Genomic DNA, 25,692 nt, shown 5'->3' on the forward strand with positions numbered 1-25,692 from the left:
CAACTCTTCCCCCGCAGAGGAACTGATCAGCCATGAGAATCCTCGGTCGCGAGGACGTCGCCGCCGCGCTCACCGGCCTCGACGCCAGCGTGCTCGACGCGGTCCGTACCGCGTACCTCCTGCACGGCCAGGGCAGCTCAGAGGTGCCGTTCTCCGGGTTCCTGCGCCCGCCCGGCGACTCCGGCTCGCGCGCCATCACCCTGCCCGCCTATCTCGGCGGCCCCGAGCCCGTCATGGGCCTGAAGTGGATCTCGTCCTTCCCCGCCAACGTCGACAAGGGCCTCCAACGCGCCGCGTCGGTGCAGATCCTCAACGACCTCGACACCGGATACCCGACCGCCGTCCTGGAAGCCAGCCAGATATCGGCGTCCCGCACCGCGGCATCGGCCGCGCTCGCCAGCCGGGCACTGCACGGTGACCGCCCGGTCCGTACCCTCGGCCTGATCGGCTGCGGCACCATCAACCGGCGCGTCCTCGACTTCCTCGCGCCGACCCACCCCGAGCTGCGGACCGTCACCCTCCAGGACGCGGTGGCCGGGCGCGCCGAGACCCTCGCGGGCCAACTCGCGGCCGAGCGACCGGCGCTGAGGTACCTGACCGGTGACCTGGACGACGCGCTGCGCGCCGACACGGTGTCCATCGCCACCACCGACTCCACGTACTGGCTCGACCTCGCCGCCCACCCCGACCACCCCCGGCACCAGGTGGTCCTGCACCTGTCGCTGCGCGACCTGACTACGGCCTCCGTCCTGGACGCGTACAACGTCGTCGACGACATCGACCACGCACTGCGCGAACAGACCTCGCTGCACCGCGCCGAGCAGGAGACCGGGCACCGCCGCTTCGTGGCCGCCGAGATCGCCACCATCCTCGGCCAGGGTCAAGGCCAGGACCAGGGCCAGGGCCAGGGCCAGGCTCCGGCGGCCGAAAGGCGCGTCGTCTTCTCACCGTTCGGTCTCGGCATCCTCGACCTCGCCGTCGCCCAGGAGGTCCTCAAGGCCGCCACCCGCGACGGCATCGGCGGTGACGCCGAGGGCTTCGACCCCGGGCAGCACCAGGTCACCGCCGCCATGACGGGAGGCGCCGCATGAGCTTCCTGTTCCCCGAGGGCACCCGGGCGCTGGTCACCGGTGCCTCACGCGGCATCGGCGCGGCCACCGCGCTGGCGCTCGCCGAGCACGGCTGCGACGTCGCCCTCAACTACCGTTCCAGCGCCGCCAAGGCCGAACAGGTCGCGGAGCGCATCCGCGCCCTGGGGCGGGAGGCGCTCCCCGTGCGGGCCGATGTCGCGGACGAGGGGCAGGTCACCGCCATGTTCAAGCGGATCCGCACCGAATGGGGTCCGCTCCAGGTCGCCGTCCTCAACTCCGGGGTAACCGCCGACGGCCACTTCGCCGCCATGAGCAGCGGCAAGTGGCAGGAGGTCATCGGCACCAACCTCACGGGTGCCTTCCTCACCGCCCGCGAGGCCACCAAGCAGATGTACGCGGGCGGCGGCTCCCTCGTCCTGATCGCCTCCACCAGCGGCATCGCCGGGCGGGCCGGGCAGGCCAACTACGCCGCCAGCAAGGGCGGCGTGATCGCGCTGGCCAAGACCCTCTCGCACGAGGTGGCGCCGCGCGGCATCCGGGTCAACGTCGTCGCCCCCGGCTTCATCGACACCGACATGACCAGAAAGGTCTCTCCGGTCCAACTGAAGGAGGCGCTCCAGGTGGTCCCGCTCGGCCGTACCGGGACTCCTGCCGAGGTCGCCCAGGCCGCCGTCTTCATGGCCTCGCCCGCCGCCTCGTACATCACCGGGAAGGTCCTGACCGTTGACGGCGGGATGATCCCCAACTGACCCTATTTTCCGTCTAGTTCACAGGAGAACCCACTATGTCCACTGCCGCGTTCGACGACATCCGCACCCGGGCCGAGGCCCGTCTCGCCAGGAACACGAAGGTCAAGTCGATGATCATCGACCGGCTCGGGCTCGACGTCGAGCCGTCCGTCGTGTCCGACAACCAGCCCCTGTTCGGCCGGGGCCTTGAGATGGACTCGCTGGACACGCTGGAGATCGTCGTCATGGTCAACAACGAGTACGACGTGCTGATCAGCGACGACGACTTCGAGGCCTTCGGCTCCGTCAACGCGCTGGTCGACTTCATCGAGGACCGCGAGGCCGCCGCGTGAGCCCTGCCACCGCCCTCGGCGCCCCGGCCGACACATCCGCGCCCAAGGCCCTGAGCTATGCGTCCGACGACATCAAGCGGATGCTGCCGCACCGCTGGCCGATGCTGATGATCGACCGCGCCTACGACGTCGTGCCGGGCGTTTCGGGACGTGGCGTGAAGAGCGTCTCGGTCAACGAGCCGTTCTTCGCCGGGCACTACCCCGACCACTCGATCATGCCGGGCGTGCTGATCGTCGAGGCGATGGCCCAGTTGGTCGCCGTCGTCTACGTCGCGGAGATCACCGAGGGAGTCAACGGGGCCGAGGGTCCCGAGGGTCCCGAGGGTCCCGAGGGTCCCGAGGAGGCCGATCCCTCGCGGAGCGTCGGCTACCTCGGCTCCATCAGCAACATGAAGTTCTCCCGGCTCGTCGTCCCCGGCGACCAGCTCACCCTTGAGGCCAGGCTCGGGCAGCGGCTCGGCGGCCTGCGCCAGGTGAAGGTGCGGGCGAGCGTCGGCTCCGAACTCGCCGCGGCCGGGACTCTCGTCGTCACCACCGGCCGCAAGAGCTGAGCGCCCACAGAAGGAGGCGGGGCCATGGCCCTCACGATCCGCCCGTACGAGGACGGCGACGCGCACACCATCGCGGAGCTGTACAACCGCCACCGCGACAACCCCAACCCGGTCGCCGGAGGAGTCACCGGCGCCGAGCTCGCCCGGGAGCTGTCCGAGCGGGAGACGGCGACCTTCCTGGTGGCCGTGGACGACGAGCGGCTCGTGGGCACGTTCGGCCTGTTCCACCACACCGGGCGACGCTCGGCCCGGGCTGGTGAACTGATCGCGGACATGTTCTTCGTCCACCCCGCGCACCGGGGCGGCATGGTCACCGGGCGGCTGTTCACCGAGGCCGTCGAGTGGATGATGCGCTCCGGCTGCCTGGTACTCCGGCTGACCGTCAACCCGGCCAACACCGTGGCGTTCCGGCTCTACCGGCGCGTCGGCTGTGTCTCGGTGGGCCGGGCCGTCCCCGGCGAGGACGGCAACGTGGAGCTGCACAACCACATCCCCCTCGTCCTGCGCAGCGTCTTCGCCGACCTGGGCGAGCGGGCCACGGCCGCGCTGGGCAGCCTGACCAGCTTCGGTTCCGTCGCCGATTCCCGTGACGACGAGCTCGGCTCCGACGTGCGGCTGGTGGACGGGGTGCGCACCGTCGACTACCGCCTGGCGCTCGGCGAGTTCCGGCTCGACGCGACCGTGGACGTGGACCGGGGAGCCGTGCGCGACGCCCGTCTCACCGAGCCCGGCGGCGAGGTGCGCACGCTGCGGATCACTCGGCCGCCGTACCGGGTGCGGGCCGCGCGCGGTGTCGCCCCGTACCGGTTCACCGAGGGCCCGCTCACCTGCGAGGTGGACGGCGAAGACGGCACGGTGAGCGTTCTGGCCGAGGGTCACCACGGCCCCGTGTTCGTGTCGACCTGGCCCAGCTGCCGGGCCGACCGCCCGGCCGGCTGGCGCGAGGGTGAGCCTCGCGACCTCGCCTTGGATGCGGTCGCGGGCGGGGTCCGGGTCACCGAGCGGCTTGGCGAGACCACGGTCACCGGCACCTTCACCCTCGACGGCACGGCCCTGCTCCAGGAGTTCACCCGCACCGGCTCCGACACCGGCCGCGTCTTCCAGACCGTCGGCCTGCGCCAGGGCGTCTTCACCGACACCGAAGGGCAGGCGTATCCGATCGGGCTCGGGGTGGGGGTGCGCGACGCCTCCGAGGTCGTCGCCGCGTCGCAGGTCGCCCCGGCGGGTGGCGTGCTGACCTGGCAAGGCAGCGGCGTACGGGTCTCGCTGCCGGTCGACGGACGGGTCCGGCTCGTCCACAGCACGCTCCTGGAGCGCGCGGTGGAACCCAGTGCGGACGGCGTGGCCCGGATGCGCACCGAGATCCGTCCCGGCCGTGCGGACGCCGCGCGCCGTCTGAGAGGGCACGCCGACGCGGACACCGCGCGCCGTCTGGAAGTGCGCGCCGGTGCGGGCGGCGTCACCGTCTGGCAGGAGGGCACCACCAAGGTGCTGCGCAGCCCGTATCCCCGCATCCGCTCCTACGGCCACCACCCCCACTGGTCCGCGGGCCTGTGGGTGACCCAGGAGAACAGCCGCCACGACCGGGCCGCCGGACTCGGCTGGGGGGTACCGTCCACCGGCGCCTGGGAGAAGAAGCACCCGCTCGGCCTGTACGCCCCGGACACCGGCATCGGCTGGGAGATCGCCGCCGACGCCGACGGTCTCCGTGTCGACGTCCAGGCGCCCGGCACGGACCGCGAGAACGTCCTGTGGCTCACCCCGCACACCCCTCGCCATACGGCCGTCGCCCTCGAATCAGCCGGGAATCGCTGGGAGTTGTCCTCCGGCGGCTTCCGTCAGGTGTGGGCGCGGCGAGCCTCGGTCCGGCTCTCGGACGGGCGTTGGCTGCACTGCGCGCCCGCCGCGTCCGCGCACGACGAACTCGTGCTGCGCGCCACCCCGTCCGGGCTTCTCATCGGCGGAGTCTCCGCCGCGAAGGACAGCGCCTGGCTGCTCTCCGTACATGACACACCCCTTTCCGCCCCGTCTCCCCTTTCCGCCCCGTCTCCCCTTTCCTCCTGAACCGTTCACCCGGAAGGCAACAACAGATCATGACCGCCACCACCGTCACCGTCACCCCGGCCGCCGCCCGCACCGCCACCGACGACTACGCCACCCTGCGCACCACCGTGGGGGCTTACCGCGTCACCGCCCCACTGGTCCGGCTGACCGGTGACGACCGGCTGACCCACCTCGACCGCTTCCTCACGAAGTCCGCCGACTTCGTGGAGCCGGACACGGCCCGCGAAGTGCTGGCCCTGAACGCCGACGGCACCCCCTTCGCGATCCTGCTGCACTTCGAGATCGGCGACGAGACGTGGCTGCTGCCGCGTACCAGCGTCACGGACAGCGAACTCGACACCTACCTCCGGCAGTTCGAGACCGCAGCCGGTGTCACCGTCGAGATCTCCCCCGAGGGCTGGGGCGCCACCGCCTTCGAGGGCCCGCTCGCCTGGTCGGTCGCGGCGGGCCTCGTGGACTTCGACATCTCCGGCCTGCCCCTGCACGCCGTCACCGAGGCCTCGCCAGGCGTCCCCGGCGCCACCGCCCACCTGGCCCGCGTCGGCACCACCGGCGAGTACGGCTACCTGCTGCTGTCCGAATGCCCCGGGACCGCGCACGAGATGCTGCTCGCGGCCGTTTCCGCGCAGGGCGGCGCCGAGGTCGGCGGGGCGGGACTGGCCCGGGTGCAGGCCGAGGCCGGGATGGGTGTGTACGGCGCCGGATTCGGTGAACTGGCCGTCGGCGAGGCCGACCTGGCCTGGATGATCGACTGGAGCCGGATCGGCGAGTTCCACGGCTCCGACGGTCTGACCGCGCCTACCGGGTCCGACGCCCGCCTGACCGCCCTCGTCGCCCCGGCCGGAAGCCGCTTCGCCGCCGGTACGCAGCTCACCGCGTCCGGTCAGCGGGTCGGAATCGTGCTGCACCAGGCACCTGCCGCCCGCCCGGACGAGGAGCTGGTCCTGGCGCTGCTCGACGCCCCGTTCTGGGTGCCAGGAGTGGAGCTGACGGCCACCGACGAGCCGGGGGACGCGCGTCCGCTGCGCACCGCGACCCTTCCCCGGGTCGTGGCCCGCTCCCTCACCACCAAGATCGCCTGAGGGCCGGCGGCCGTGACACCACCGAGCATCGCCGTGACCGGCCTCGGACTGATCACCGGAGCCGGTGACGACGTGGAGAAGGGCTGGTCGTCCATCGCGACCGGCACCACCGGAATCCGCGCCAACACCCTCTTCGACACCTCCAGGCTGCTCACCGACTGGGCGGGCATGGTCACCGCCGAGCAGCCCGCCGACCTGGACCGCTGTTATGCCCTCGCGGCCACCGCGGTACGCGAGGCCCTGCACGGCAGTGGCCTCGACCTCGACACCGTGGACCGCGATCGGGTGGCCGTCGTGGTGGGCTCCAGCCTCGGCGCCATGCCGACCCTGGAGGCCACCCACCGCACCTTCGTACGGGAGGGCAGGCTGGACGCCGAGCGGGCGGCGGCGTCCCAACTACCCTGTGTGGGCGACTACATCGCGGCCGAGTTCGATCTGAGGGGCCCCCGCGTGGTCCTCTCGAACGCTTGCGCGGCGAGCGCCGTGGCCCTCGGCTACGCCGCCGAGCTGCTGTGGAAGGGCGACGTCGACCATGTCGTGTGCGGCGGCGTCGACCCGCTGGCGGAGCTGTCCGCGTACGGGTTCAGCGCGCTCGGGGCCCTGGACGCCGAACCGTGCTCGCCGCTGTCCGCCTCCAGCGGCCTCACCCTCGGCGAGGGCGCCGGGTTCATGGTCCTGGAACCGGTGGGGCGGGCCGCCGCGCGCGGCGCCCGCGTCCTCGCCGAACTGGGTGGCTACGGCCTGTCCTGCGACGGCTACCACCAGACCGCGCCCGACCCCAGCGGCAAGGGCGCCTGCGCCGCCATGGCCCAGGCCCTCGACACGGCAGGCCTCACACCGGACGACGTGGACTACCTCAACCTGCACGGCACCGGCACCCCCGCCAACGACGCCTCCGAACCGAAGGCGCTGAAGCTGCTGTTCGGCCAGGAGATCCCACCGGCCAGCTCCACCAAGTCGATCCTCGGCCACACCCTCGGCGCGGCCGGAGCGGTGGAGGCCGTGGTGAGCACCCTCGCCATCGACCGGGGCACTCTGCCGCCCACCATCAACACCCGCGGTGCCGCCTCGCCGTCCGGCCTGGACATCGTCCCGGACACCGGCCGCGAGGCGCGCCCCGACGTGGTGGTGTCGAACTCCTTCGCGTTCGGCGGCAACAACGCCTCCGTCGTCCTCAACCGGCCCGGCCGCACCGGAGCGCACGCCCCGCGCCGCGAGGCCGTACAGGAGGTCGTCGTCACCGGGGTGGCGGGCCTGGCCGGGGCGGCGGGCGACACCGCGGCACTCGCCGCGGTCTTCGCCGAAGGCCGTCCCTGCTTCGAGACGTTCGAGTCGGTCGCGGGGATCGGGGACGTACCCGTCGGCCGGGTCGACATCAGGGCCGCCGCCCGCGGTACGAACCCCAGCCGGGCCCGTCGCATGGACCCGCTGAGCCTGTTCGCCGCGTCCGCTGTCGGCGACCTGTACGCGCGGCACGGCAAGCCGTCGCGGGCCGAGGCCGAGTCGACCGGCATCGTCTTCGCCACCGGCTACGGGCCGGTGACCTCGGTCCTCCGGTTCCACGAAGGCGTGCTGCTGTCGGCTCCCGCCGAGGCCGAGGCGCAGGTCACCGGGCCCGATCCGGAGGCCACCAGGGCCAGGTCGGAGGCAACCGGCTCCCATCCGTCCGTGTTCGCCAACACCGTCGTCAACGCCGCCGCCGGTCACGTAGCGATGCTGCACCGCTACCGCGGCTACACCGCGACCCTCGCGAACGGCGGCACCAGCTCGGTGCTCGCGCTCCAGCTCGCCGCCCGGGTCATCGCCCGCGGCGCCGCCGACCGGATCATGGTCGTGGTCGCCGACGAGTTCCCCGAACAGGCCCTCGCCACCCAGGCGGCACTGCCCGGCTACGCCCGGTCCGCGCACATCGTGCCCGGTGGGCGCACCGGCACCATCCTCAGCGAGGGTGCCGCGGCGATCCTGCTGGAAAGCCGGGCGGCAGCCCGGGCCCGCGGCGCCGACGTCCTGGCGCGGGTCCGCGGCTTCGGAGCCAGTGGCGAGGCGGTGGGCATCGGCCGCATCGGCCGGGACGGTGCCGCCTGGGGACGCGCGCTGCGTACGGCGCTCACCGACGCGGACCTCGACCCGGCGCGGATCGCCACGGTCGTCTCGGCCGCGTCCGGCCATCCGCTGGTCGACCTGGCGCAGCGGGCGGCCCTGCGTCTGTCCGGCCTCGCGGACCGCCCCGTCCTCGCCCCGAAGGCGCTGCTGGGCGAGACCTACGGCAGCGCGGGCGCCCTCGGCCTGGTCGCCGCCCTCACCGGCGCGGACACGCACGGCCCCGTACTGCTGTCCAGCTTCGCGTACGGCGGCAGCTACGCGGCGGCCGTCTTCGACACGGAGGTGTGATGGGCGCCCTCACGGGACTGCTCCTCGCTCCGGGCCCGACCGGGTACACGCTGGCGCCCGACGGCCCCACGGCGCCGGGCGAGGCGGTGAACGTCCTGATCTCCCGGCACCGTCGGCTGCCCCGCGACCGGATGGGACGGCGGCTCACCGCCTCGGGCCGCTCCCTGATCGCCCAGGCGCTCGCCACGATGTACGGGGTTCAGGTCGCTCCCGGCGCCCTGGAACGGGACGCGCACCACCGCTGGTCGGTGCCCGCCCTGGGCCTGGCCGCGTCGGTAACGCACTGCGGCGAGTTCAGCGCCGTGGCCTCCGCGCCCGTCGCCCGTGTGATCGGTGTGGACCTTCAGGACGAGCGCGACCGGCCGCACGCACTGCGCTGGCTCGGCGACCTGCTGGGACGTCAGGAACCAGCGACGATCCGGGACTTCACCGAGTGCGAGGCACTCATCAAGGCCTCGCACCTGACGAAGGACACCTTCGCCGGAATCCTGCTGCCCGCGTGGCGACCGGGCTGGCGCCCCACCGACACCAGCACCGGCACCAGCACCAGCACCAGCACCAGCACCAGATCCGACACCAGCACCTACCAGGTGCGCTCCCTCGCCCTGCGCGCCGAAGGAACCCCGCCGCTGCACCTCGCCCTCGCCTGTGACGCACCCGCCCCGGTGCGCTTCCACCACCTGGAGCAGGAATGACACCCGCCGCAACCCGGCCGTACACCCGCCGCGTCTCCCCGGTCGAACGCGGCTACCTCAACGCCGCTGCCACCGGCACCCCCCAGCTCATCCAGATGGTGGTCGAGGGCGAGGGCACGCTCGACGCGGACGCACTGCGGCGGGCGGCGCGCGCGGCCACCCTGGCGAACCCCGGACTCGCGGTACGCCGCCGCGGTGCCCTGTGGCGTGCCGAGGAGAAGGCCCCCGCCGTCGTGGAACTGCCCGCCGATACCGCTCTGGACGCCCCGTTCCTCCACCGTGACCTGTCGGTGGTCACCGGCCCCGTCTGCGAACTGGGCCTGATCCGCGGCAAGTCGACCACGCTGATCATCCGGGCCAGCCATATCGTCACCGACGGGCACGGCCTGCGTCAGTGGATCGCGGACCTCTTCAGGGCTCTGCGCGGCGATGACCTGGTCGGCTGCCCGGACACGGTGGACGTCGGTCACTTCCGCGCGGTGGCGGGCGCCGTCTCCCCGCCCCCCAGGGCCACCCGCTTCACCGGGCTGCCCGCGATCATCGGCCGGGGCCCCGCGAGCGAACGGCCCCTGTGGCTGCGCCGACGGATACCCGCGGCACCGTCCGGCGTCACGGCCCGCGCCGCCGCCGCGCTTTCCCGCCACCTCGCCACGGACACCGGCCGCCTGATCGTCCCGGTGGACCTGCGCCGCCACGACACGGCGGTGCGCTCCACCGCCAACCTCACCTCCCAGCTGGTCATCGACCTGCGCCGCGACGACAGCTGGAAGCGCGTCCACGCCACGCTGGTCCGGGCTCTGCTGGCCAAGGCCGAGGTCGCCGCCCTCGACCGGGACTTCCTGCGCGACAACCCCTTCGCCAACAACCTCAGCGAGGCCAGAGAACTCGACGGCGACCGCTTCCCCTGTACGGCGATCATCTCCGACCACGGCGAGGTGGACCCGCGGACCTGCTCGACGCCCGCCTTCCGGGCCACGTCCTTCGCCACCCTGCCGATGCTGGTCCCGTACGCCGAGATGTTCCTGAGCGCCTGCCGCTTCGGCGACACCACGGAACTGACCCTCTCCTGCCGCGACCGGCCCGGTGCCCGCGAAACGGCCGACTCCCTCCTGACCGACATCGCCGAGGCACTGCGGCCGCACTGAGCGGCATCGGGGAAGTTCCGGCATCTCCCCGAGCCCGCTTGGCGCCTGTCGTGAAAGTCCCGCCGCCCAACCGAAGGACGACTCCCGCATGTCCCTGCCCCAGAAGACCGAGCCCCCGGCCCAGGAGGACCCCACGCCGGCGGCGCCGGCCACCCGCACCGCCGCTCTCACCATCGCCGTGTCCATCGGCGGAGCCTTCCTCGCTCAGCTGGACACCACCATCGTCAACGTCTCCCTGGCCGACACCTCCGCCCGCTTCGGCGCCCTCACCCAGGTCCAGTGGGTCGTCACGGCCTACCTGTTGGCCCTGGTCGCCTTGATGCCGGCCGCGGGCTGGCTGGCCTCCCGCTTCGGCCCGCGCCGCACGTTCATCGCCTCTCTCGCCGTGTTCACCGTCGGCTCGGCGGCCTGTGCCCTCAGCGGTACGCTCCCCGAACTCATCGCCGCCCGCGGCCTGTCCGGCGCGGCCGCTGGCGTACTCACCCCCGTCGCCACGATCCTGCTCACCAGCGGCATGCCGCGCGAACGCCTGGGCCAGGTACAGGCGCTGAACGGCAGCGTCATGCTGATCAGCCCCCTGCTCGGCCCCACCGTCGGCGGACTCCTCGTCCACGCCTGGGGCTGGTGGGCCGTCTACGCCGTCAACATCCCGCTGTGCGCGCTGCTTCTGCTCGTCGCCGTCCGCCATGTCCGCGCGGACACCCCGGCCGGACCTGCCGGACCTGCCGGTGATCGCCCCCTCGACGTCCTGGGCCTGGTCACCGCCGCCGCCTGCACGGTCTGCGTCGTGCTCGCCGTGCACGCCTTCGCCGATACGGGCCTGTCCGCCCATCCCGCGTTCCTGGTACCGCTGATGCTGGCCGTGGTGAGCGGCGCGGTGTTCGTACGGCACCAGCTCCGCACCGCCGCCCCCCTGTCGGACCTGCGCCTGTTCACGCACCGCGTCTACCGCACGGCCGCGACCAACATCTTCTGCCTCGGCTTCGTCCTCTTCTCGCCAATGATGCTGATCCCGCTGTACTTCGAGTCGGCCCGCGGCGAAAGCGCCGTAGTCACCGGCCTGCTGATGTCAGCGGGTGGCACCGGCGTCGTCGTCGCGGGCCTCGCCTGCCGCCCGATCATGAAGAGGATCGGCGGCGGCACCACCATCGTCATCGGAATCGTTCTCACCATGCTGGCGACCGTGCCGCTGACGATGCTGTCGTCCACCACACCGTACGCACTGCTCTGCACGGGACTCGCGGTCCGCGGCCTGGGTACGGGCCTGACCATCGTGCCGGCCATGACCCGGGCCTTCGAGTCGATCGAGCCCCGCTCCATCCCGGACGCCTCGACGCAGCTCAACCTGATCCAGCGGATCGGCGGAACCTTCGCCCTCGCCGTGGTCACGGTCGTGCTCGACAGGGCCGCGCAGGCGCGCGACGGACTCGTACCGGCCGCGTTCGCCGACTCCTTCGACTGGCTGCTCGCCGTGTACGCGCTCACTCTCGTCCCGGCGGTCGCGCTGCTGCTCGCCGACCGCCGCGAACGGGCCGCACGCGCGGATCTCGGTAGCGGATCGGCGTCTCGGTAGCGGAGCTGCGACTCAGCAACGGAGCACCGGCTCAGTAACGGCGCTGCGGCCGCGCCCGGTTGACCGCGTCGAGCCGGGACGTGGCGCCGAGCTTGTCGAAGATGTTCCGCAGATGGCGCTTGACCGTACCCTCGGTGATCCCGAGGCGGCTGCCGATCTGCCGGTTGCTCAGTCCCTGCGCGACCTGCTCCATCAGCTCCCGCTCGCGGAGGGTGAGGGCGTCGGCGGCCTGGGGTTCCCGCTCCGGCCCGGAGCCGGTCGACGTACGGGGAAGGAACATGGTCGTACCGCCCGCCATCGCGCTGCGGATCGCGGCGACGAGCACCTCCCGGTCGGCCTCCTTGTGCAGGTAGCCCACCGCTCCCGCGGACAGCAGCGAGTCGATGAGCTGGCGGTTGTCGTGCATCGTCAGCACGATGACCCGGGCATCGGGCGCCGCCTGGCGGACCCCGCGCAGATTGGCGAGCGGCCCCGGCCCCGGCATCTCCACGTCGAGCAGTACGACATCCGGCCGGTGCAGGCCCGCCATCCGCACCCCGCTTGGCCCGTCGTCGGCCTGGGCGACCACGGTCAGCCCGTCATACAGCTCCAGGAGCTCGCACAGCGCCTCGCGCAGCAGCCGGTGATCGTCCACGGCCAGCACCCGGATGTCGCCGCCCGCGTCCACTCCCGCACTCATCGTCCGCCCGCCTCGGCCCCGTCGAGCGGGACCCGCACCTGGATCCGCGTACCTCGGCCGGGCTCGCTGATCAGCTCCAGGGTCCCGCCGAGGGCGGAGACCCGCTGCCGCATGGCGGTCAGGCCGCCGCCTCCCGCACCGTCGCGGTGGTGCGTCAGCCCGACCCCGTCATCGGCGACCGTGGCGTGCACAGCGTCGGGGAAAATGCTCACGACGATGTCGATATGGCTCGCCCGCGCGTGTGTGAACGCGTTGCGCAGGCCTTCTCGTACGACGAGGAACAGCTCCTGGCGGGCCTGCTCGGGCAGCCACGACTCGTCGCCGTCGATACGGGAGCGGACCTCGGCGGGCCGGTCGGACGCCGCGGCGCTGTAGGCGTCGATCTCCTCCTTCAGGCCGTCGTGCAGTTCGTTGACGCGCAGCCCGCTGACCATGGAGCGGGTGAACGCGAACACGTCGAGCAGCGCCTGCCGCGCGTCCCCGAGCCGGTCCCGCGCCGATGCGACTCCGTTCGCCTGTTCCACGGCGTGGAGGTCGAGGCAGCGCAGCGCCAGGCTGATGCTGCTGCCGATGTGATCGTGCAGATCCCGGGCGATCTGGTGGCGGCGGGCGGTGCTGGCCTCCCCCACGTCGCGCAGGGTCGCCGACTCGTAGCCGATGGCGGCGGCGCTGACCCGCGTGAAGATCGCCTCGTGCAGCATCCGTACGGCGGTCAGGCACTGCGGCAGCGCGACGTCGGAGGGAAGGCGCGCGGCGGCTTCGGTCATCGCCTCGACCGCCACGTCGAACAGCACACGGGCCGCGTGCACCGAGTCGATCGGCGGGACCTTCTCGAAGGAGCGCTGCACGCCGAGCGCCATCGAGGCGAGTTCGGCCTCAGCCGCGACCTGCACCCGCGTGCCGTACAGGGTGTCGACGCACTCGCCGAGGATCTGCCGGGCCTGCTTCTCGCAGGAGACCCACAGCTCCGGGCGGAGCGCGAGCGGATTCCCGGCCTCCCGCAGGCCGTCGGCATAGCGGGTGAGAACGACTTCGACCAGACGGGACCGGTCGGTCGCCGAATCGGCGGAAAGTCCCACAGCGCGCTCTCCCCACCTGGGGAGAGGTCACGATCGGGTCGGCGTGATTCCCCACACTCACACACCCAGCGTGATCATAACAACGACCGTTAAATATGCCAATGAGAGCTAGCAAGGCAGGCAATAACAGACAACTGCGGTGAAAGAGGGTTCACCCCAGGGTTCACGCCCAGGCGAGCCCGCCCAGCGCGGCCAGATGGACGGCGTATTGGGTGACCATCCAGGCCCGGTACGGCGCCCGCGGCCTGTCCCGCTCCCCCTGTACCGGCAGACAGCGCCCGGCCACGCACAGCGCACCCACGGCGAAGGCGACCGCGGCCGCCTCCAGCGGTAGTTGACGCACCCACACGGCACCAGCCGCGAGGACCAGGGCCAGTGCCCCTCCAGCCACGGCGCAGAACCGCCGGGCGCCCCGCTCGCCGCGCACGACGGCGAGGGTGCGCCGACCCGCGAGGGAGTCACCCCGCGTGCTGCCCAGGTCCTTGGCGACGGCGGCTATCAGCCCTACGCCGAGCGAGAGCACCAGGGCGAAGACGGCGGACTCCGCGGTGAGCGCACTCCCGGAGGCCGCGGCCCCGGCGAGATAGGTCGTCCCCGCGGCGACGCAGGTGACCGCGGAAGCGGACCAGGAGCGGCACTTCGCGGCGATCGACGGCGCGGAGTAGGCGTATCCCAGGGCGAGGAAGACGGCGGTGGACTCGGCCACCCGCCACCCCGCCGCACAGCCGAGCAGCAGCCCGGCCAGGGCGGTCACCACCACGGCCCGCCGCGCCGCCGACTCGGACAACTGCCCGCTGGCGAGCGGCCTTTCGGACTTGTTGGCCCGGTCCTCGCACAGGTCGCTCACTCCGTTGAAGACGTAGACACTCACCGTCACCGCCCACCAGGCGACCGCGCCGACCAGCAGGTGCGGGGTGTCGGGCCGGTGGTGTGCGGCAGAGGCCGTCAGCAGCGCGCCCGTGACGAACCGCAGCACGAACATGACCTGCACCAGCGGGCGCGCTTCGCGCAGACAGTGCCGGACGGTGCGCGTGGTGAGGGCCTGGTGCATGCCGTAAACCTACGGCGGGAATTCGCGGTTCGGGCGTGTGTCTTTGGAGGTACGGCATGTCCCGTCAGGAGTACGCGCGTTGAATACGGACCACGCCCGCGCCTAGCGTCAGCAGCGTCATCGACACGCCGCAGGACGCGGAACGCCGATGTTCGAGGATCCGAAAGTCCGAGGATCCGAAAGTTGGGAGTCCGGGAGTCCGGGAGTCCGGGAGTTCGGGGGTGCGGAAGTGGAGTTCCTGGTCCTGGGACCACTGGAGGTCAGCGAGGCAGGGATGCCGGTCCGGCTCAGAGGAATGCGCCGACGGCGACTCCTCGCACTTCTGCTGCTGAACGCCCGTCGCCCGGTGTCGATGGACACCCTGGTGGACGAGCTGTGGCAGGACCCACCCGCATCCGCCCGCCATCAGGTGCACAACGCGATCCGTGATCTGCGCGCCGCCCTGGCCACGTCCGATGGCGGCGGCCTGGCCACATCTGATGGCTGCGGCCTAGCCACCGTGGACATCGGCTACCGCCTGGACGTGCCGCCCGACGCCGTGGACACGCACCGCTTCGCCGAGTGGGCCCGCGCGGCCCGCACCGCCCGGCGCGCGGGCCGCGACGCTGAGGCGATACGGCTGCTGCGGTCGGCGGTCGATCTGTGGCGCGGCGACGCCTTCGCGGGCATCGACTGCCCGGCCGTGACCGCCGCGGCGGCGGGCCTGGAAGAGCAACGGCTCACCGCGGTCGAGGAGCTGATGGAGCTGCGCCTCGCGGCGGGCGAGACCGGCTCGCTGGTCGCCGAACTGTCCGCGCTGTCCGCCAGGCACCCGCTGCGTGACGCGCTGCGCGGCAGCCTGATGCTCGCCCTTTACCGCAGCGGCCGCCAGGCCGACGCGCTCGCGGTCTACGACGACGGCCGCCGCCTGCTCACCGACGAACTGGGGCTGGAGCCAGGCCCCCGCCTGCGGCGCCTGCACAGCGAGATCCTCTCGGACGCCCCACGGGCGCAGCGCGCGGCAACCACGCCCGAACGACACGAGGCGAGCACGCCCCACCTGCCCGCGGGGACCACGCCCGGACGGCCCGCGGGGACCACACTCCACCAGCCCACAGGGACGACACCCCACCAGCCCGCGGAGGCCACACCCGGCCAGCCTGAAAGCGCCACACCCCACCAGCCCGTGAGCACGACACCGGTCCAGCGTGCCACCACCCGCCCCGGCCGCGGAAACTACCTCCCACGGGACCTGCCCGACTTCACCGGCCGTACCACCGAACTCGCGCTACTGGACCGGGCCATCGACGACCAGCGCCCCGGCTCTCCCCATACGGTCACGATCGACGGCATGGGCGGCATCGGCAAGACGGCCCTCGCCGTCCACTTCGCCCACCGCCGCGGCACCGACTACCCGGACGGCCAGTACTACATCGACCTGCACGGCTTCACCCCGGACCGCGCACCGCTCGCCCCCGAGGAGGCGCTGGGCGTCATCCTGCGCTCCGCCGGGACGGCGCCCGAGGCCATCCCGGCGGGCCTGGCCGAACGCAGCGCACTCTGGCGCTCCCGCCTCACGGACCGCCGCGCCCTGCTGGTTCTCGACAACGCGGCCGACGCGGCCCAGGTCGCCCCGCTCCTGCCCGGCTCGGGCGACACCCTCACCCTGATCACCACCCGCCGCAAACTGACCGCCCCGGACGGCTCCCGCGCGCTGCCCCTGGGGGCGCTGACCCCTGAGGACGCGGAGACGCTGTTCCGCCACGTCGCGGCCGACGCCCGCACGGGCCCGCCCCTGACCCAGGCGGTCGCCCTGTGCGGTCACCACCCGCTGGCCCTGCGCATCGCCGCGACCCGGCTGCGTGACCGCCCCTCGTGGACCGTGCCGGACGCGACGGCACGTCTGCGCACGAGCGCGGGCCGCGCCGCGTTCCTGCGCACGGCGGACCGCGACCTGATGTCCGTCCTGGCTCTCTCCTACGCCCAGCTGCCCCCCGACGCGCAGCAGCCCGCCCGCGCCCTCGCCCTCCACTCGGCGACGACCCAGGACATCCCGCGGGCCTGCGCGATCACCGGTCTCGCGCCCTCAGCCGTGGAGCGCCTCTTCGACACACTCCTCGACCACAACCTCGCCCACGAACCGAGCCCCGCCCACCTCTCCATCCCGCTACTCCTGCGGGACTGCGCCCGCACCCTCACACCACCCGCCCACCACACCACCCGCCCCCTGAAAGCGGTGGCGTGACAGCAGTGGCCTGAGACGCGGCAGAACCCACCCCCCTCCCTCGGAGCCGTCGGCTACCCCGGCCTCCGCAGCTCCATCTCCAGCTCCTTGGCCGAGGGATCACCCTTCATCGGGATGACCTCCCCGGTCCGTACGAACCCGAGCTTCCGGTACGCGGCCTGAGCACGCCCGTTGTCCTCATGTACGTAGAGCCGCACCCGGTCCAGCTCCACCAGCGACCACGCCCACCCCACCGCGGCCTCGAAGAGCGCACCGAGCACGCCACGACGCCGAAACTCGGGCCGTACGAACACGCCGACCAGGTGCGCCTGCCGCCGCGCGATCACCCCACCGAAGAGATCGCCCGCCCCCGCCTCCTCGACCAGCACCACGACACTCCCCGCCCAGCCGCCCCCGTCCGGGGCCTCAGCGACGAACTGCCGCGCCTTCGTCCCGTGCGAGGACCCTTCCGCCCGGTCCCGCCAGAACGAGTCCGGCCTGGCCGCGGCCTCCTCGTACGTCTCCAGAAAGGCCAGCGGCGCGAGCGGGTCCCGCAGCGCGGCCAGCCTCAACTCCTTGACCTGCGGCCATTCCTCCGCCCGTACGGCCCGTATCACGCAGCCCGTGCCCGCACTCACTCCCATACCCATACCCATACCCATACCCATGCCCTGATCCTGAGCGGAAGCCGACGGCGTACGCAACGCGATTGACGCGGGTACGCGGCGGTCACCACGGTCGGGCACCTCCGTTTGGACCGCTGCGGCGAGCGGGTCCCGCAGCGCGGCCGCAGCATGGGCCTGTCAGCCGGATCAGGACGACTGCGGGATAGCTGGGAGTGAGTGCTCATGGCGACAGGCTGGGACCCTCGGACCGCTACCGATCCCGATCCCGCAGACGGCGAGTGGCTGCCCGTCCTGGACATCCCCGCTGCCGCGCGGCAGCGGCGCTGGACCGTCCTGCTGCGCTGGCTGCTGCTCCTGCCGCAGTTCGTGGTGGTCTTCCTGCTCTCCATCGCGGCGTTCTTCGTGACGATCGTCGGATGGTTCGCCGCGCTGTTCATGGGACGGCTGCCCGACGGGATCTTCTCTTTCCTCGGCTCGGTCCTCGCCTACCGGACGCGGGTCAACGCGAGCTCGATGCTCCTGGTCGACCGCTATCCGCCGTTCGCGTTCTCAGCCCCCGACTACCCCGTACAGATCGAGCTGCGCGCCACGCCACTGAACCGCCTCGCGGTGCTGTTCCGCCTGATCCTGATGATCCCGGCGGCGATCATCACCAACCTCGTCCAGGCGGGCTGGTTCAGCATGAGCTGGGTGTTCTGGCTCATCGGGGTCGTGCTGGGTCGGCTCCCGGCGCCGATCTACGCGGCCACCTCCGCCGTCGCCCGCTACGGGATGCGCTTCACCGCGTACGGCATGATGCTCACCCCCGCCTACCCCAAGCGACTGTTCGGCGACGAGCCGGTCCCACCGGACGCGGTCCGCTCCGGAACCCGCCCGCTGCTCATGGGCACCGCGGCCAAGATCCTCGTCGTGCTGTTCCTGCTGCTCGGCCTGGCGGGCCACATCACCAGCAGCACCGCGAACTACACCGACGAGGACAAGGGCACCGACCACGTCGCCCCGGCCGTAGCGCCCGACAACTAGTCGGCGGACTCGGCAGGTGGCCGCTCCGCAACGAAGCTGCCCCGCTGCGGAAGGGTTATCACCCATCCCTCAGAACGCAGCAGGGCGACGGCCTGCCGCGCCGTGTCCCTCGCGACGCCATAGTCCGCGACCATCTTCGACTCGGACGGAATCGGGTCCCTTGGCCGGAGCTCGCCTGACTTGATCCGTTCACGGATGACTCGCGCCACCTGCTTGTAGATGGGCGTCGGATCAAAACGGTCGATATCCATGTCCTGGACGTTAACCACGTCCAACACGCTGGGCATATGGGCAACGTCCTAGACGAGGTAGACAAGCTAGAGCAGCCGGGCTAGCGTCTAAAGCAAGGACCCCGGCGGCCTGGCAGGGCCCCGGGGCGTGGCCACCAACCGCACTGGAGTTGATGACAGTGGGCATTATCCATGCCTGCCTGATGTGGGTCGTGGCGGTGTTCGGTCCGCGCACGCGCGGCCGTCACCGGTCCCGCCCAACGGTTCCCGCCCCACCCGGCACGGTCCCGCCTCGGCCCGAGCCATCGTGGCCTCCGGCACCTCGGTCCCCGTACGGACTCGATACGCCGCTCGACGGCTCGGCGGTCGCATCGGTGCGCCCGTATCTCGCAGCCTGCGAACAGCGCCAGCGGCGTCTGGCACTGGTGCTCGCCGCCGACTTCGGCATCGACCTCGACCAGCACCTGGTCGGCGCGGGAGGAGCTGCCTGATGGACACGGCCAACCCACGCAGACGGTTCGCCTACGCGGTGTGGAGCGTGAGCGCCGACACTCGCCCCGGCGTCCCGGTCGGGATCTTCCAGATCGAGTGCATGACGTGCCACGCCGAGTCCCCCGCCACCGACAACGACGCCACCCCACAACAGGACTGGGCCCTCACCCACACCGGCCGCCATCCCGACCACCGGGGCTTCAAGCTGACCACGGAGACGTACTGGCGGGTGACTCCGGCCGCGGACAACCCCTACGCATGGAGGGAAGGTTGAACGCCGGAGCTCCGCGCATAACCCTGCACATCTACCGGCTCGGCCCCAACGGCAAGCTGATCACCCGGTCGACGAGCACGGTCACGGGCACCCCGGACCCAGAGCGCCTCCCGGACTCACTCGCCTGGCCCCCGTGCCACTGCCCCCGCTGCCGCACCGGCCACGGTCCCGCTCCCGGTCTGCGGAACTGACGAGGTAAGAGGAGGGCTTAGAACACCAGATGCCCGCCTTTCCCGCGAGGTCATCCGGGAGCATGAAGCATGCTCCCGGATGACTGGCACCTCACCCAAGACGTCAACGCTTTCCTCACCCGAGCCGAGGACTTCCTGCGCTCGCGCCCCGCCCTGCACAACACGCCGCTGACGGACATCGAGAAGCTGCGGATACGCAGGACGACAGCCGAACGCGACGCCGAAGCCGCCGTCTTCGGCCGACTGGAGTCAGGGGGCGAGGTCTGCGCGATCTTCTATCTGACTCCGCGTGGCCGCCTGGGCCTCACACCCCTCACCCTCAAGCAGACCGACACCCTCGCCGCTTTCCTGACCGGCCTCGGCCACTCCCCCTCCCAGGTCATCGCGGACCACGACACCGCCAGTGCTTTCGCCGAGTCATGGCAGCGGGCCACGGGTGCGGCGTCGGTACCGTTCTGGCGGACGCATCTCTACCGTCTCGGTACGCTCACCCCACCGCAGCCGCGCCCAGAGGGCCAGGGGCGCGTCACGGGCAGGCAGGACCATGAGCAAGTCGTGCGCTGGTGCCGTGAGTTCTGTGTCGATGTCGGGGAGCAGTCCTCCATCGACCTGATCGACGCCGACGCCTGGGCCGACTCGCGTTTCGGCGACAGACACTTCACGTTCTGGGAAACCCCGGACGGAACTCCCGTCTCGATGGCGGCCGCGACCTCGGTCATCGGCGGCATGGTCCGGATCGACCCCGTCTACACCCCGGCCCACCTCCGCGGCCACGGCTACGCGGGAGCCGTGACCGTCGAGGCGAGCAGAGCCGCGCTGACCGTGGGCGCGACAGACGTTGTCCTGTTCACCGACCCGGACAACCCCACCAGCAACGCCCTCTACCAGCGCATCGGGTACGTCCACGTCGCCGACTTCGCCGGACACACGTTCTCCTACGCCGCACGCCACCGGTCTTGATCACTGCCGGGAAAGCCGAACTCGGCTCCTTTTCCCGCCGCGGGCGTGGGGGCACGGGTACGCTGCCGAGGCCTGCGCGGCGGCGCCCGACTGGTTCCCGGGCGCGCTCCCGGGCGAACCTAGCACCCCTCGGCGACTGCTAGTTGACGTGGCATCAGCTCACCGGGAACCGTTGCTGGATCACGGACGCCTGCTCCGCTGTGTGGCGGCGTCGAGACCGTCGAGACCCTCTGGGAGGCAGATGTGGGATTACAGCGACCGGACGGCGGCGGAGAGCCGGGGCCGGAGGACGTGACCGTCGTACTGCCGGACACGATCGGCCCGTACGTGGTGATGCGTGAGCTTGGCGGCGGTGGGATGGGGGCGGTGTCCCTGTGCCGGATGGCTTCGGGGCGGCTGGTCGCGGTCAAGCGGGTGCGCGAGGAGTTGGCGGACGACCCAGCCTTCCGCAGCCGCTTCCGGCGTGAGGTGGCCGCGGCCCGCCGGGTCAGCGGCGTCTACACAGTGCCGGTGGTGGACGCCGACACCGAGGGACCACGGCCATGGATCGCCACCTCGTACGTTCCGGCGCCCACACTCGACCAGGCCGTCCGGCTCTGTGGAAGTTTCCAGGAACCGGCGCTGCGGGCGCTGGGTACCGCCCTCGCTGAGGCGCTGGAGGTCATCCACGCGGCCGGGGTGGTACACCGGGACGTCAAGCCGGGCAACGTACTGCTCTCCGCGGACGGCCCACTCGTGATCGACTTCGGCATCAGCAAGGCCCTGCACTCCGCCGACACCCGGCTGACCGGCACCGGTTCCGTGATCGGCTCCCCCGCCTTCATGGCGCCCGAACAGATCGCCTCCTCCCACGACGCGGGGCCCGAGGCCGACGTCTTCGCGCTGGCCGGTGTTCTGGTCTACGCCGCCTGCGGTGAGGGCCCGTTCGGCCCCGGAGACGAGGGCTCCCTGCACCGGGTCCTCACCGCCGAGCCCGATCTGCACGGCGTACCCGAGGCCCTGCACCCGCTGCTAGCGCGCTGCCTGGACAAGACCCCGTCCCGGCGCCCCGGCCTGGTGGAGATCCAGGCCGGGCTCGCGCCCGCCGAGCCAGGAGACCTTCAGGTTCCGGCACTACGGGAGGAGCTGGCGAGACGGGCGGAGGAGGCTGGGCTGCTCGCGGTCGTCCCGCCACCGCCCGGGAGGTCACCCGACAGCAGGGGGCCCAAGCAGCCCGGCCGCCGAAGGTTACTGATCGGCGGGCTCGCGGCACTCGGCGCCGCCGCCACGGGCTCGGCGGTCGCGATGTACATCGTGGGTGACTCCGAGGACTCCCCGACGACCACGGCCAAGGAGAGCGCGAAACCGCTGGGCCGCAACGTCCGCACCGTCAAGCTCACCGATCCGCCCAAGCCAATGTGGTCGACGACCACGCCGGTCGCCATCCCCATCCCCCGGTTGCATGCTTACCGAGACACTCTGCTGCTCCACGGCACCGGTTACGCGGCCGTCGCCCTCGACGCGGCGAAGGGCAACATCCGCTGGCAGCACGGCAGTCTCACCACCGGGGACGGAACGACCAGCGGCAAGGCCCCGCTCGGGATCGGCGCGAACGTCCAGGGTCCCGTCGAGGGCGGGATGCTGGTCTCGGGCATGAGCACCGACCGCAACTTCGTCAGGCAGCACTACGTGGCGCTCGTGAACCCGGCGACCGGCCAGGAGAAGTCCCGGTCCGCACTGGACAGGTCCCTCACCGTCACCACGCTGCTCGCGACGCACGAGGGCACCGCGTACGTCTCCGCCTATATCTTGGAGGGTGGTTTCACCCTGCCGTCGCCGGGCTCGACCCCTGACATCAAGAGCATGTCGAAGGCCCTCGCCATCGATCTGAAGTCCGGGAAGATCCACTGGCAGAAGGACATGATCGCCAACTCGGCCTCCGGCGACCGCTATGCCGCCGACCGGCACGGGTTCTACTACACCGAGGACACCAGCGACGGCCTGACCATCCATGCCGTGGACGCGGCGAAGGGCACGTCCCGGTGGTCCGAGAGGGTGCCCGCCGATCCGGACAGCAGCCTCCCCGCGTACCTCCAGTCCGGGGGCGGTCAGCTCACCTCCTCCATCACCGCGGTCGGTGATCTGCTCCTCGCGGCGAACGTCAAGGGCGGGCTGACCGCCCATGACGCGAAGAGCGGACGACGCCGCTGGTCGGTACCAACTACCGTGACGTCGCCACCGGCCGTGGTCGGTGACGTGGTGCTCACTAACGACCTGACCCAGGTATACGCGATCAACTGGCGTACGGGAAAGATACGTTGGCGCATAACGAGCCCGGTGAACCTCATGCTGTCACTAGGCTTCGGCCCCACCCTGGCCGCTTCCAAGGACGTCACTGCCGTGTTGTTCAGCCCCCTGAACTTCGACGCCAAGGGCAACACCACCATGGACGGCAAGGTCGGCGCCCTGGTGCTGCGCACCTCCGACGGCAAACAGCTCTGGGCTCTACGGGAGGAGGCAGGAGCCGCGTCCTCACCCACACCTTCCGGCATCGGCAGCGGCGCACCCCAAGGCCTGGAGATGTGGGGCCTGGAGGTACGGGGCAGCAGGGTCTACCTGAGCAACGGTGACGAGATCCGCGCCTACCCCGCGGCGGCGGACGAGTGACCATACCGCCGCAGCCCGAAGCCAACCTCCCTTCCTCCATAGGGCCGTTCAGGGTGCTGCGGCTGCTCGGCTCCGGCGGTATGGGCCGGGTGTATCTGGCGTCGACCCGGGCCGGGCGCCCCGTGGCCGTGAAGGTCGTACGGGAAAGCTACGCACAGGACCCGCGCTTCCGCGAGCGGTTCCGGGTCGAGACAGAGGCCGCGCTGAAGGTCAGTGGCGCCTTCACCGCGCCCGTGGTGGCCGCCGACCCGGACGCCGTACAGCCCTGGATGGCCACCGCCTACCTGCCCGCTCCCTCCCTGAGTGAGGCGGTGAGCACACATGGGCCGATGCCGGAGGCCACGGTACGTACGCTGGGCGCCGGACTCGCGGAGGCGTTGACCGCCATCCACGCGGCGGGACTTGTGCACCGCGACCTGAAGCCGTCCAACATCCTGCTCACCGAAGACGGCCCCCGAGTGATCGACTTCGGGATCGCCCGCGCGGTGGACGGCGAAAAGCTGACCGGAGCTGGACAGGTCCTGGGCACCGCAGGCTACTTGGCGCCCGAGCAGATCGCCGGACGCACCGCCACGGCAGCCGGTGACGTCTTCTCGCTCGGCGCCACTCTGGTCTTCGCCGCCACCGGACGCGGCGCCTTCGGCGAGAGCGGGCTGCACATCCTCCTGTACCGCACCGCCTACGAGGAGCCCGACCTCACCGCCACCCCGGAATCCCTGCGCCCGGCAGTCGCCTCCTGCCTGGCCAAGGAGCCGTGGAAACGTCCCCACGTTCCGGATCTGGCAGGACTGTTCGGCGCCCCGCGGCTGCCCGGCACCGGCTGGCTGCCGCACGCCGTGGAACAGGAAGTACGCCGCCGCGAGGACGACGCCCGCGAGAAGCTGGCCCGGCACGGACTCACCGGACGCTGGGGAAGGCGACGGGTACTCGCGGCGGCAGGCGGCACCCTCGCGGCGGCGGCACTCACCGGCGGCTGGCTCCTCGTACGCGGAAATTCCCCCGACACCCCGCCGCCGCCAAAGCTGTTGTGGCGCGCACCGCTCCCCGAGGGCTTCACCCACCTGCGCCGGGCGGCTCGCGGACAGCTGCTGGTCACAGCCAAGGAAGGCGGCGGCGCGGCCGTACTCGATCCGGAGACGGGCAAGGCGCGGTGGCGACGCCAGCCGTACGGCAACGCCGCCACCGCGGCCGCTGGAACCACCGTGTACGTCATCGAGATCGACGGCGGCCTGCACGCCCGCTCCCTCCTGACCGGTAAGGAACACTGGCGCTTCGCGCCACCCGGCAATCCCCAGCCCGCCGCCACCGACCTGGCCGCCCACCCCGGCGACGAAGGCTGGGTGTACGTCACCTCACAGCAGACCGGCGAGCTCTACGCCCTGGACTCCACCGGCAGGAGCCGCTGGCACCACGAGGCCCCACGTGCCAAGGTCCATCCACTCGGCGACGTGGTCCTCTGTGTGACCAGGGAGGCGGGCGGCGCGGACAACCGCCGCACCGTGTTCGCCCTCGACGCCCGCACCGGCGGGCAGCTCTGGAAGTACTCCCCCGCCGTGTTCGGCCTTGGCCCGAACCCCAACGTCCGCCTCGCCCTCACCATGCGCCACGACACCGCCGAACTCATCGCGCTGCGCGTGTCCGACGGACGGACGGCCTGGACGGCCGCCACCGGCCTAAACCCCGGCGAAGGCATCCAGAACGTCTCTCTGGCCACCACCGCCCAGCTCAGCCCCGACGGCCGAATCGCACTCTTCCAGCGAAGTCTCGCCAGCGGCTCCTTCGCCGCACTCAACACCACGAACGGCAAGACCCAGTGGCGCGACAACCCCAAAGCCCGGCAGCAGCTCATCCCGCTGGGCAAGACCCTCTTCACCGTCCCCGAACCCCCACCCGGCACCAACATCACCGCCGCCCAAGGCTCCCTCACCGCCTACGACCTCACCACCGGCGCCCGCCACTGGCAAACCCCCGACCTCGGCAAGGGCCTCCACGCGGTCCTGCGCACCTTCGCGGGACTCGTGCTGCTGGGCATCAACGGCGGTGCCAGCCCGGGCCTGTACGGCTATGCGCTCAGGAACGGCCATCGGGCATGGGAGATGGCCTACACGGTGGATACGTTGTCGCAGCCGTGGAGCACGGTGAGTTCCGGCGACCGGCTGTGGGTGGCCAACGAGAGTGAGGTCATGGGTTTCGGGGCGGGTAGCGAGTAACGGGCAAGTCAGCGCGGCCCACAAACTGGCCGTGAACGCAGAAATCCCCCGTACCGGAACCCGGTACAGGGGATTTCTGCTATCAAATTTAGTTCGGCGGCGTCCTACTCTCCCACAGGGTCCCCCCTGCAGTACCATCGGCGCTGTAAGGCTTAGCTTCCGGGTTCGGAATGTAACCGGGCGTTTCCCTCACGCTATGACCACCGAAACACTATGAAACTGTCAACCGCACCACGCTCTGTGACAAACGTGGGGTTGTTCGTGGTTTCAGAACCAACACAGTGGACGCGAGCAACTGAGGACAAGCCCTCGGCCTATTAGTACCAGTCACCTCCACCCGTTACCGGGCTTCCAG

General features: G+C 71.5%; 22 protein-coding genes, 1 rRNA gene and 1 pseudogene. 18 read left to right on the forward strand and 6 right to left on the reverse strand.

The window, feature by feature from the left end; translation table 11 throughout:
* Positions 1 to 32: 32 nt before the first annotated feature.
* The 10 genes from sbnB to GCN81_RS18510 all read left to right on the forward strand — a co-directional run bounded on the left by sbnB (position 33) and on the right by GCN81_RS18510 (position 11,673).
* The gene (sbnB, locus tag GCN81_RS18465; RefSeq protein ID WP_156725740.1) at positions 33 to 1,091 is read left to right on the forward strand and encodes a 2,3-diaminopropionate biosynthesis protein SbnB; all 1,059 of its coding nucleotides are present in this window, start codon (positions 33 to 35) and stop codon (positions 1,089 to 1,091) included.
* Positions 1,088 to 1,840: a 3-oxoacyl-ACP reductase FabG gene (gene fabG, locus GCN81_RS18470; protein ID WP_156725741.1), complete on the forward strand. Its 753-nt coding sequence runs from the start codon at positions 1,088 to 1,090 to the stop codon at positions 1,838 to 1,840. The genes sbnB and fabG overlap by 4 nt, the downstream gene beginning before the upstream one ends.
* Positions 1,841 to 1,875: 35 nt before the next feature.
* Positions 1,876 to 2,172, forward strand: a complete 297-nt coding sequence (locus tag GCN81_RS18475; protein ID WP_156725742.1) for an acyl carrier protein — start codon at positions 1,876 to 1,878, stop codon at positions 2,170 to 2,172.
* On the forward strand, positions 2,169 to 2,723 hold the full coding sequence (gene fabZ, locus GCN81_RS18480; RefSeq protein WP_156725743.1) for a 3-hydroxyacyl-ACP dehydratase FabZ: 555 nt from the start codon (positions 2,169 to 2,171) through the stop codon (positions 2,721 to 2,723). The genes GCN81_RS18475 and fabZ overlap by 4 nt, the downstream gene beginning before the upstream one ends.
* Before the next feature lie 24 nt (positions 2,724 to 2,747).
* Positions 2,748 to 4,787: a GNAT family N-acetyltransferase gene (locus GCN81_RS18485; RefSeq protein ID WP_156725744.1), complete on the forward strand. Its 2,040-nt coding sequence runs from the start codon at positions 2,748 to 2,750 to the stop codon at positions 4,785 to 4,787.
* A gap of 29 nt (positions 4,788 to 4,816) precedes the next feature.
* Positions 4,817 to 5,869, forward strand: coding sequence for an aminomethyl transferase family protein (locus tag GCN81_RS18490; protein ID WP_156725745.1), 1,053 nt, complete (start codon positions 4,817 to 4,819; stop codon positions 5,867 to 5,869).
* A gap of 12 nt (positions 5,870 to 5,881) precedes the next feature.
* The gene (locus GCN81_RS18495) at positions 5,882 to 8,260 is read left to right on the forward strand and encodes a beta-ketoacyl synthase N-terminal-like domain-containing protein (protein ID WP_156725746.1); all 2,379 of its coding nucleotides are present in this window, start codon (positions 5,882 to 5,884) and stop codon (positions 8,258 to 8,260) included.
* The gene (locus tag GCN81_RS18500; protein ID WP_156725747.1) at positions 8,260 to 8,955 is read left to right on the forward strand and encodes a hypothetical protein; all 696 of its coding nucleotides are present in this window, start codon (positions 8,260 to 8,262) and stop codon (positions 8,953 to 8,955) included. The genes GCN81_RS18495 and GCN81_RS18500 overlap by 1 nt, the downstream gene beginning before the upstream one ends.
* A complete protein-coding gene (locus GCN81_RS18505) occupies positions 8,952 to 10,100 on the forward strand; it encodes a hypothetical protein (RefSeq protein WP_156725748.1) in 1,149 nt (382 codons plus the stop codon). Before GCN81_RS18500 ends, GCN81_RS18505 begins: the two co-directional genes overlap by 4 nt.
* 88 nt (positions 10,101 to 10,188) lie before the next feature.
* Entirely contained in the window at positions 10,189 to 11,673 is a 1,485-nt protein-coding gene (locus GCN81_RS18510) for a DHA2 family efflux MFS transporter permease subunit (RefSeq protein ID WP_156725749.1), read from the forward strand.
* Positions 11,674 to 11,704: 31 nt separating this feature from the next.
* Here GCN81_RS18510 and GCN81_RS18515 read toward each other — a convergent pair whose 3' ends face one another.
* From GCN81_RS18515 to GCN81_RS18525, 3 genes are all read right to left on the reverse strand, one after another.
* On the reverse strand, positions 11,705 to 12,352 hold the full coding sequence (locus GCN81_RS18515; RefSeq protein ID WP_156725750.1) for a response regulator: 648 nt from the start codon (positions 12,350 to 12,352) through the stop codon (positions 11,705 to 11,707).
* Positions 12,349 to 13,431, reverse strand: a complete 1,083-nt coding sequence (locus GCN81_RS18520; protein ID WP_156725751.1) for a sensor histidine kinase — start codon at positions 13,429 to 13,431, stop codon at positions 12,349 to 12,351. Before GCN81_RS18520 ends, GCN81_RS18515 begins: the two co-directional genes overlap by 4 nt.
* A gap of 163 nt (positions 13,432 to 13,594) precedes the next feature.
* The gene (locus GCN81_RS18525; protein ID WP_156725752.1) at positions 13,595 to 14,482 is read right to left on the reverse strand and encodes a UbiA family prenyltransferase; all 888 of its coding nucleotides are present in this window, start codon (positions 14,480 to 14,482) and stop codon (positions 13,595 to 13,597) included.
* A 229-nt stretch (positions 14,483 to 14,711) separates the two neighbouring features.
* Here GCN81_RS18525 and GCN81_RS32755 point away from each other — a divergent pair, with 229 nt between their 5' ends.
* Positions 14,712 to 16,706: an AfsR/SARP family transcriptional regulator gene (locus GCN81_RS32755; RefSeq protein ID WP_267904594.1), complete on the forward strand. Its 1,995-nt coding sequence runs from the start codon at positions 14,712 to 14,714 to the stop codon at positions 16,704 to 16,706.
* A 53-nt stretch (positions 16,707 to 16,759) separates the two neighbouring features.
* On the opposite strand, the gene GCN81_RS18540 is transcribed toward GCN81_RS32755, so the two are convergent.
* Positions 16,760 to 17,353 (reverse strand): GNAT family N-acetyltransferase, encoded by a 594-nt coding sequence (locus GCN81_RS18540; RefSeq protein ID WP_231626822.1) that lies wholly within the window; start codon positions 17,351 to 17,353, stop codon positions 16,760 to 16,762.
* Positions 17,354 to 17,533: 180 nt separating this feature from the next.
* Between GCN81_RS18540 and GCN81_RS18545 the strand changes: the two genes are divergently transcribed.
* Positions 17,534 to 18,334 (forward strand): DUF4389 domain-containing protein, encoded by an 801-nt coding sequence (locus tag GCN81_RS18545; RefSeq protein ID WP_156725753.1) that lies wholly within the window; start codon positions 17,534 to 17,536, stop codon positions 18,332 to 18,334.
* On the opposite strand, the gene GCN81_RS18550 is transcribed toward GCN81_RS18545, so the two are convergent.
* Positions 18,331 to 18,585: a GntR family transcriptional regulator gene (locus tag GCN81_RS18550; protein WP_156725754.1), complete on the reverse strand. Its 255-nt coding sequence runs from the start codon at positions 18,583 to 18,585 to the stop codon at positions 18,331 to 18,333. The two genes, GCN81_RS18545 and GCN81_RS18550, sit on opposite strands and share 4 nt — an antisense overlap.
* Before the next feature lie 469 nt (positions 18,586 to 19,054).
* Between GCN81_RS18550 and GCN81_RS18560 the strand changes: the two genes are divergently transcribed.
* The 6 genes and pseudogenes from GCN81_RS18560 (at position 19,055) to GCN81_RS31910 (ending at position 25,337) form a co-directional block, all read left to right on the forward strand.
* On the forward strand, positions 19,055 to 19,330 hold the full coding sequence (locus tag GCN81_RS18560) for a DUF7848 domain-containing protein (protein ID WP_156725756.1): 276 nt from the start codon (positions 19,055 to 19,057) through the stop codon (positions 19,328 to 19,330).
* A complete protein-coding gene (locus GCN81_RS18565; RefSeq protein WP_156725757.1) occupies positions 19,327 to 19,521 on the forward strand; it encodes a hypothetical protein in 195 nt (64 codons plus the stop codon). The genes GCN81_RS18560 and GCN81_RS18565 overlap by 4 nt, the downstream gene beginning before the upstream one ends.
* A 69-nt stretch (positions 19,522 to 19,590) precedes the next feature.
* Positions 19,591 to 20,481, forward strand: coding sequence for a GNAT family N-acetyltransferase (locus tag GCN81_RS18570; protein ID WP_156725758.1), 891 nt, complete (start codon positions 19,591 to 19,593; stop codon positions 20,479 to 20,481).
* Between the two features lie 5 nt (positions 20,482 to 20,486).
* Positions 20,487 to 20,602, forward strand: a pseudogene (locus GCN81_RS32435) (GNAT family N-acetyltransferase); the annotation flags it as partial.
* A 122-nt stretch (positions 20,603 to 20,724) separates the two neighbouring features.
* Positions 20,725 to 23,127 carry a protein kinase domain-containing protein gene (locus GCN81_RS18575; protein ID WP_156725759.1) on the forward strand — a complete coding sequence of 801 codons (2,403 nt, stop codon included), beginning with the start codon at positions 20,725 to 20,727 and terminating at the stop codon, positions 23,125 to 23,127.
* Positions 23,124 to 25,337, forward strand: coding sequence for a serine/threonine-protein kinase (locus GCN81_RS31910; RefSeq protein WP_197287692.1), 2,214 nt, complete (start codon positions 23,124 to 23,126; stop codon positions 25,335 to 25,337). Before GCN81_RS18575 ends, GCN81_RS31910 begins: the two co-directional genes overlap by 4 nt.
* Positions 25,338 to 25,428: 91 nt before the next feature.
* On the opposite strand, the gene rrf is transcribed toward GCN81_RS31910, so the two are convergent.
* Positions 25,429 to 25,545 (reverse strand): 5S ribosomal RNA (gene rrf, locus GCN81_RS18585).
* Between the last annotated feature and the right edge of the window lie 147 nt (positions 25,546 to 25,692).

The organism is Streptomyces apocyni (genome assembly GCF_009739465.1).
Classification (GTDB): Bacteria; Actinomycetota; Actinomycetes; order Streptomycetales; family Streptomycetaceae; genus Streptomyces; species Streptomyces apocyni.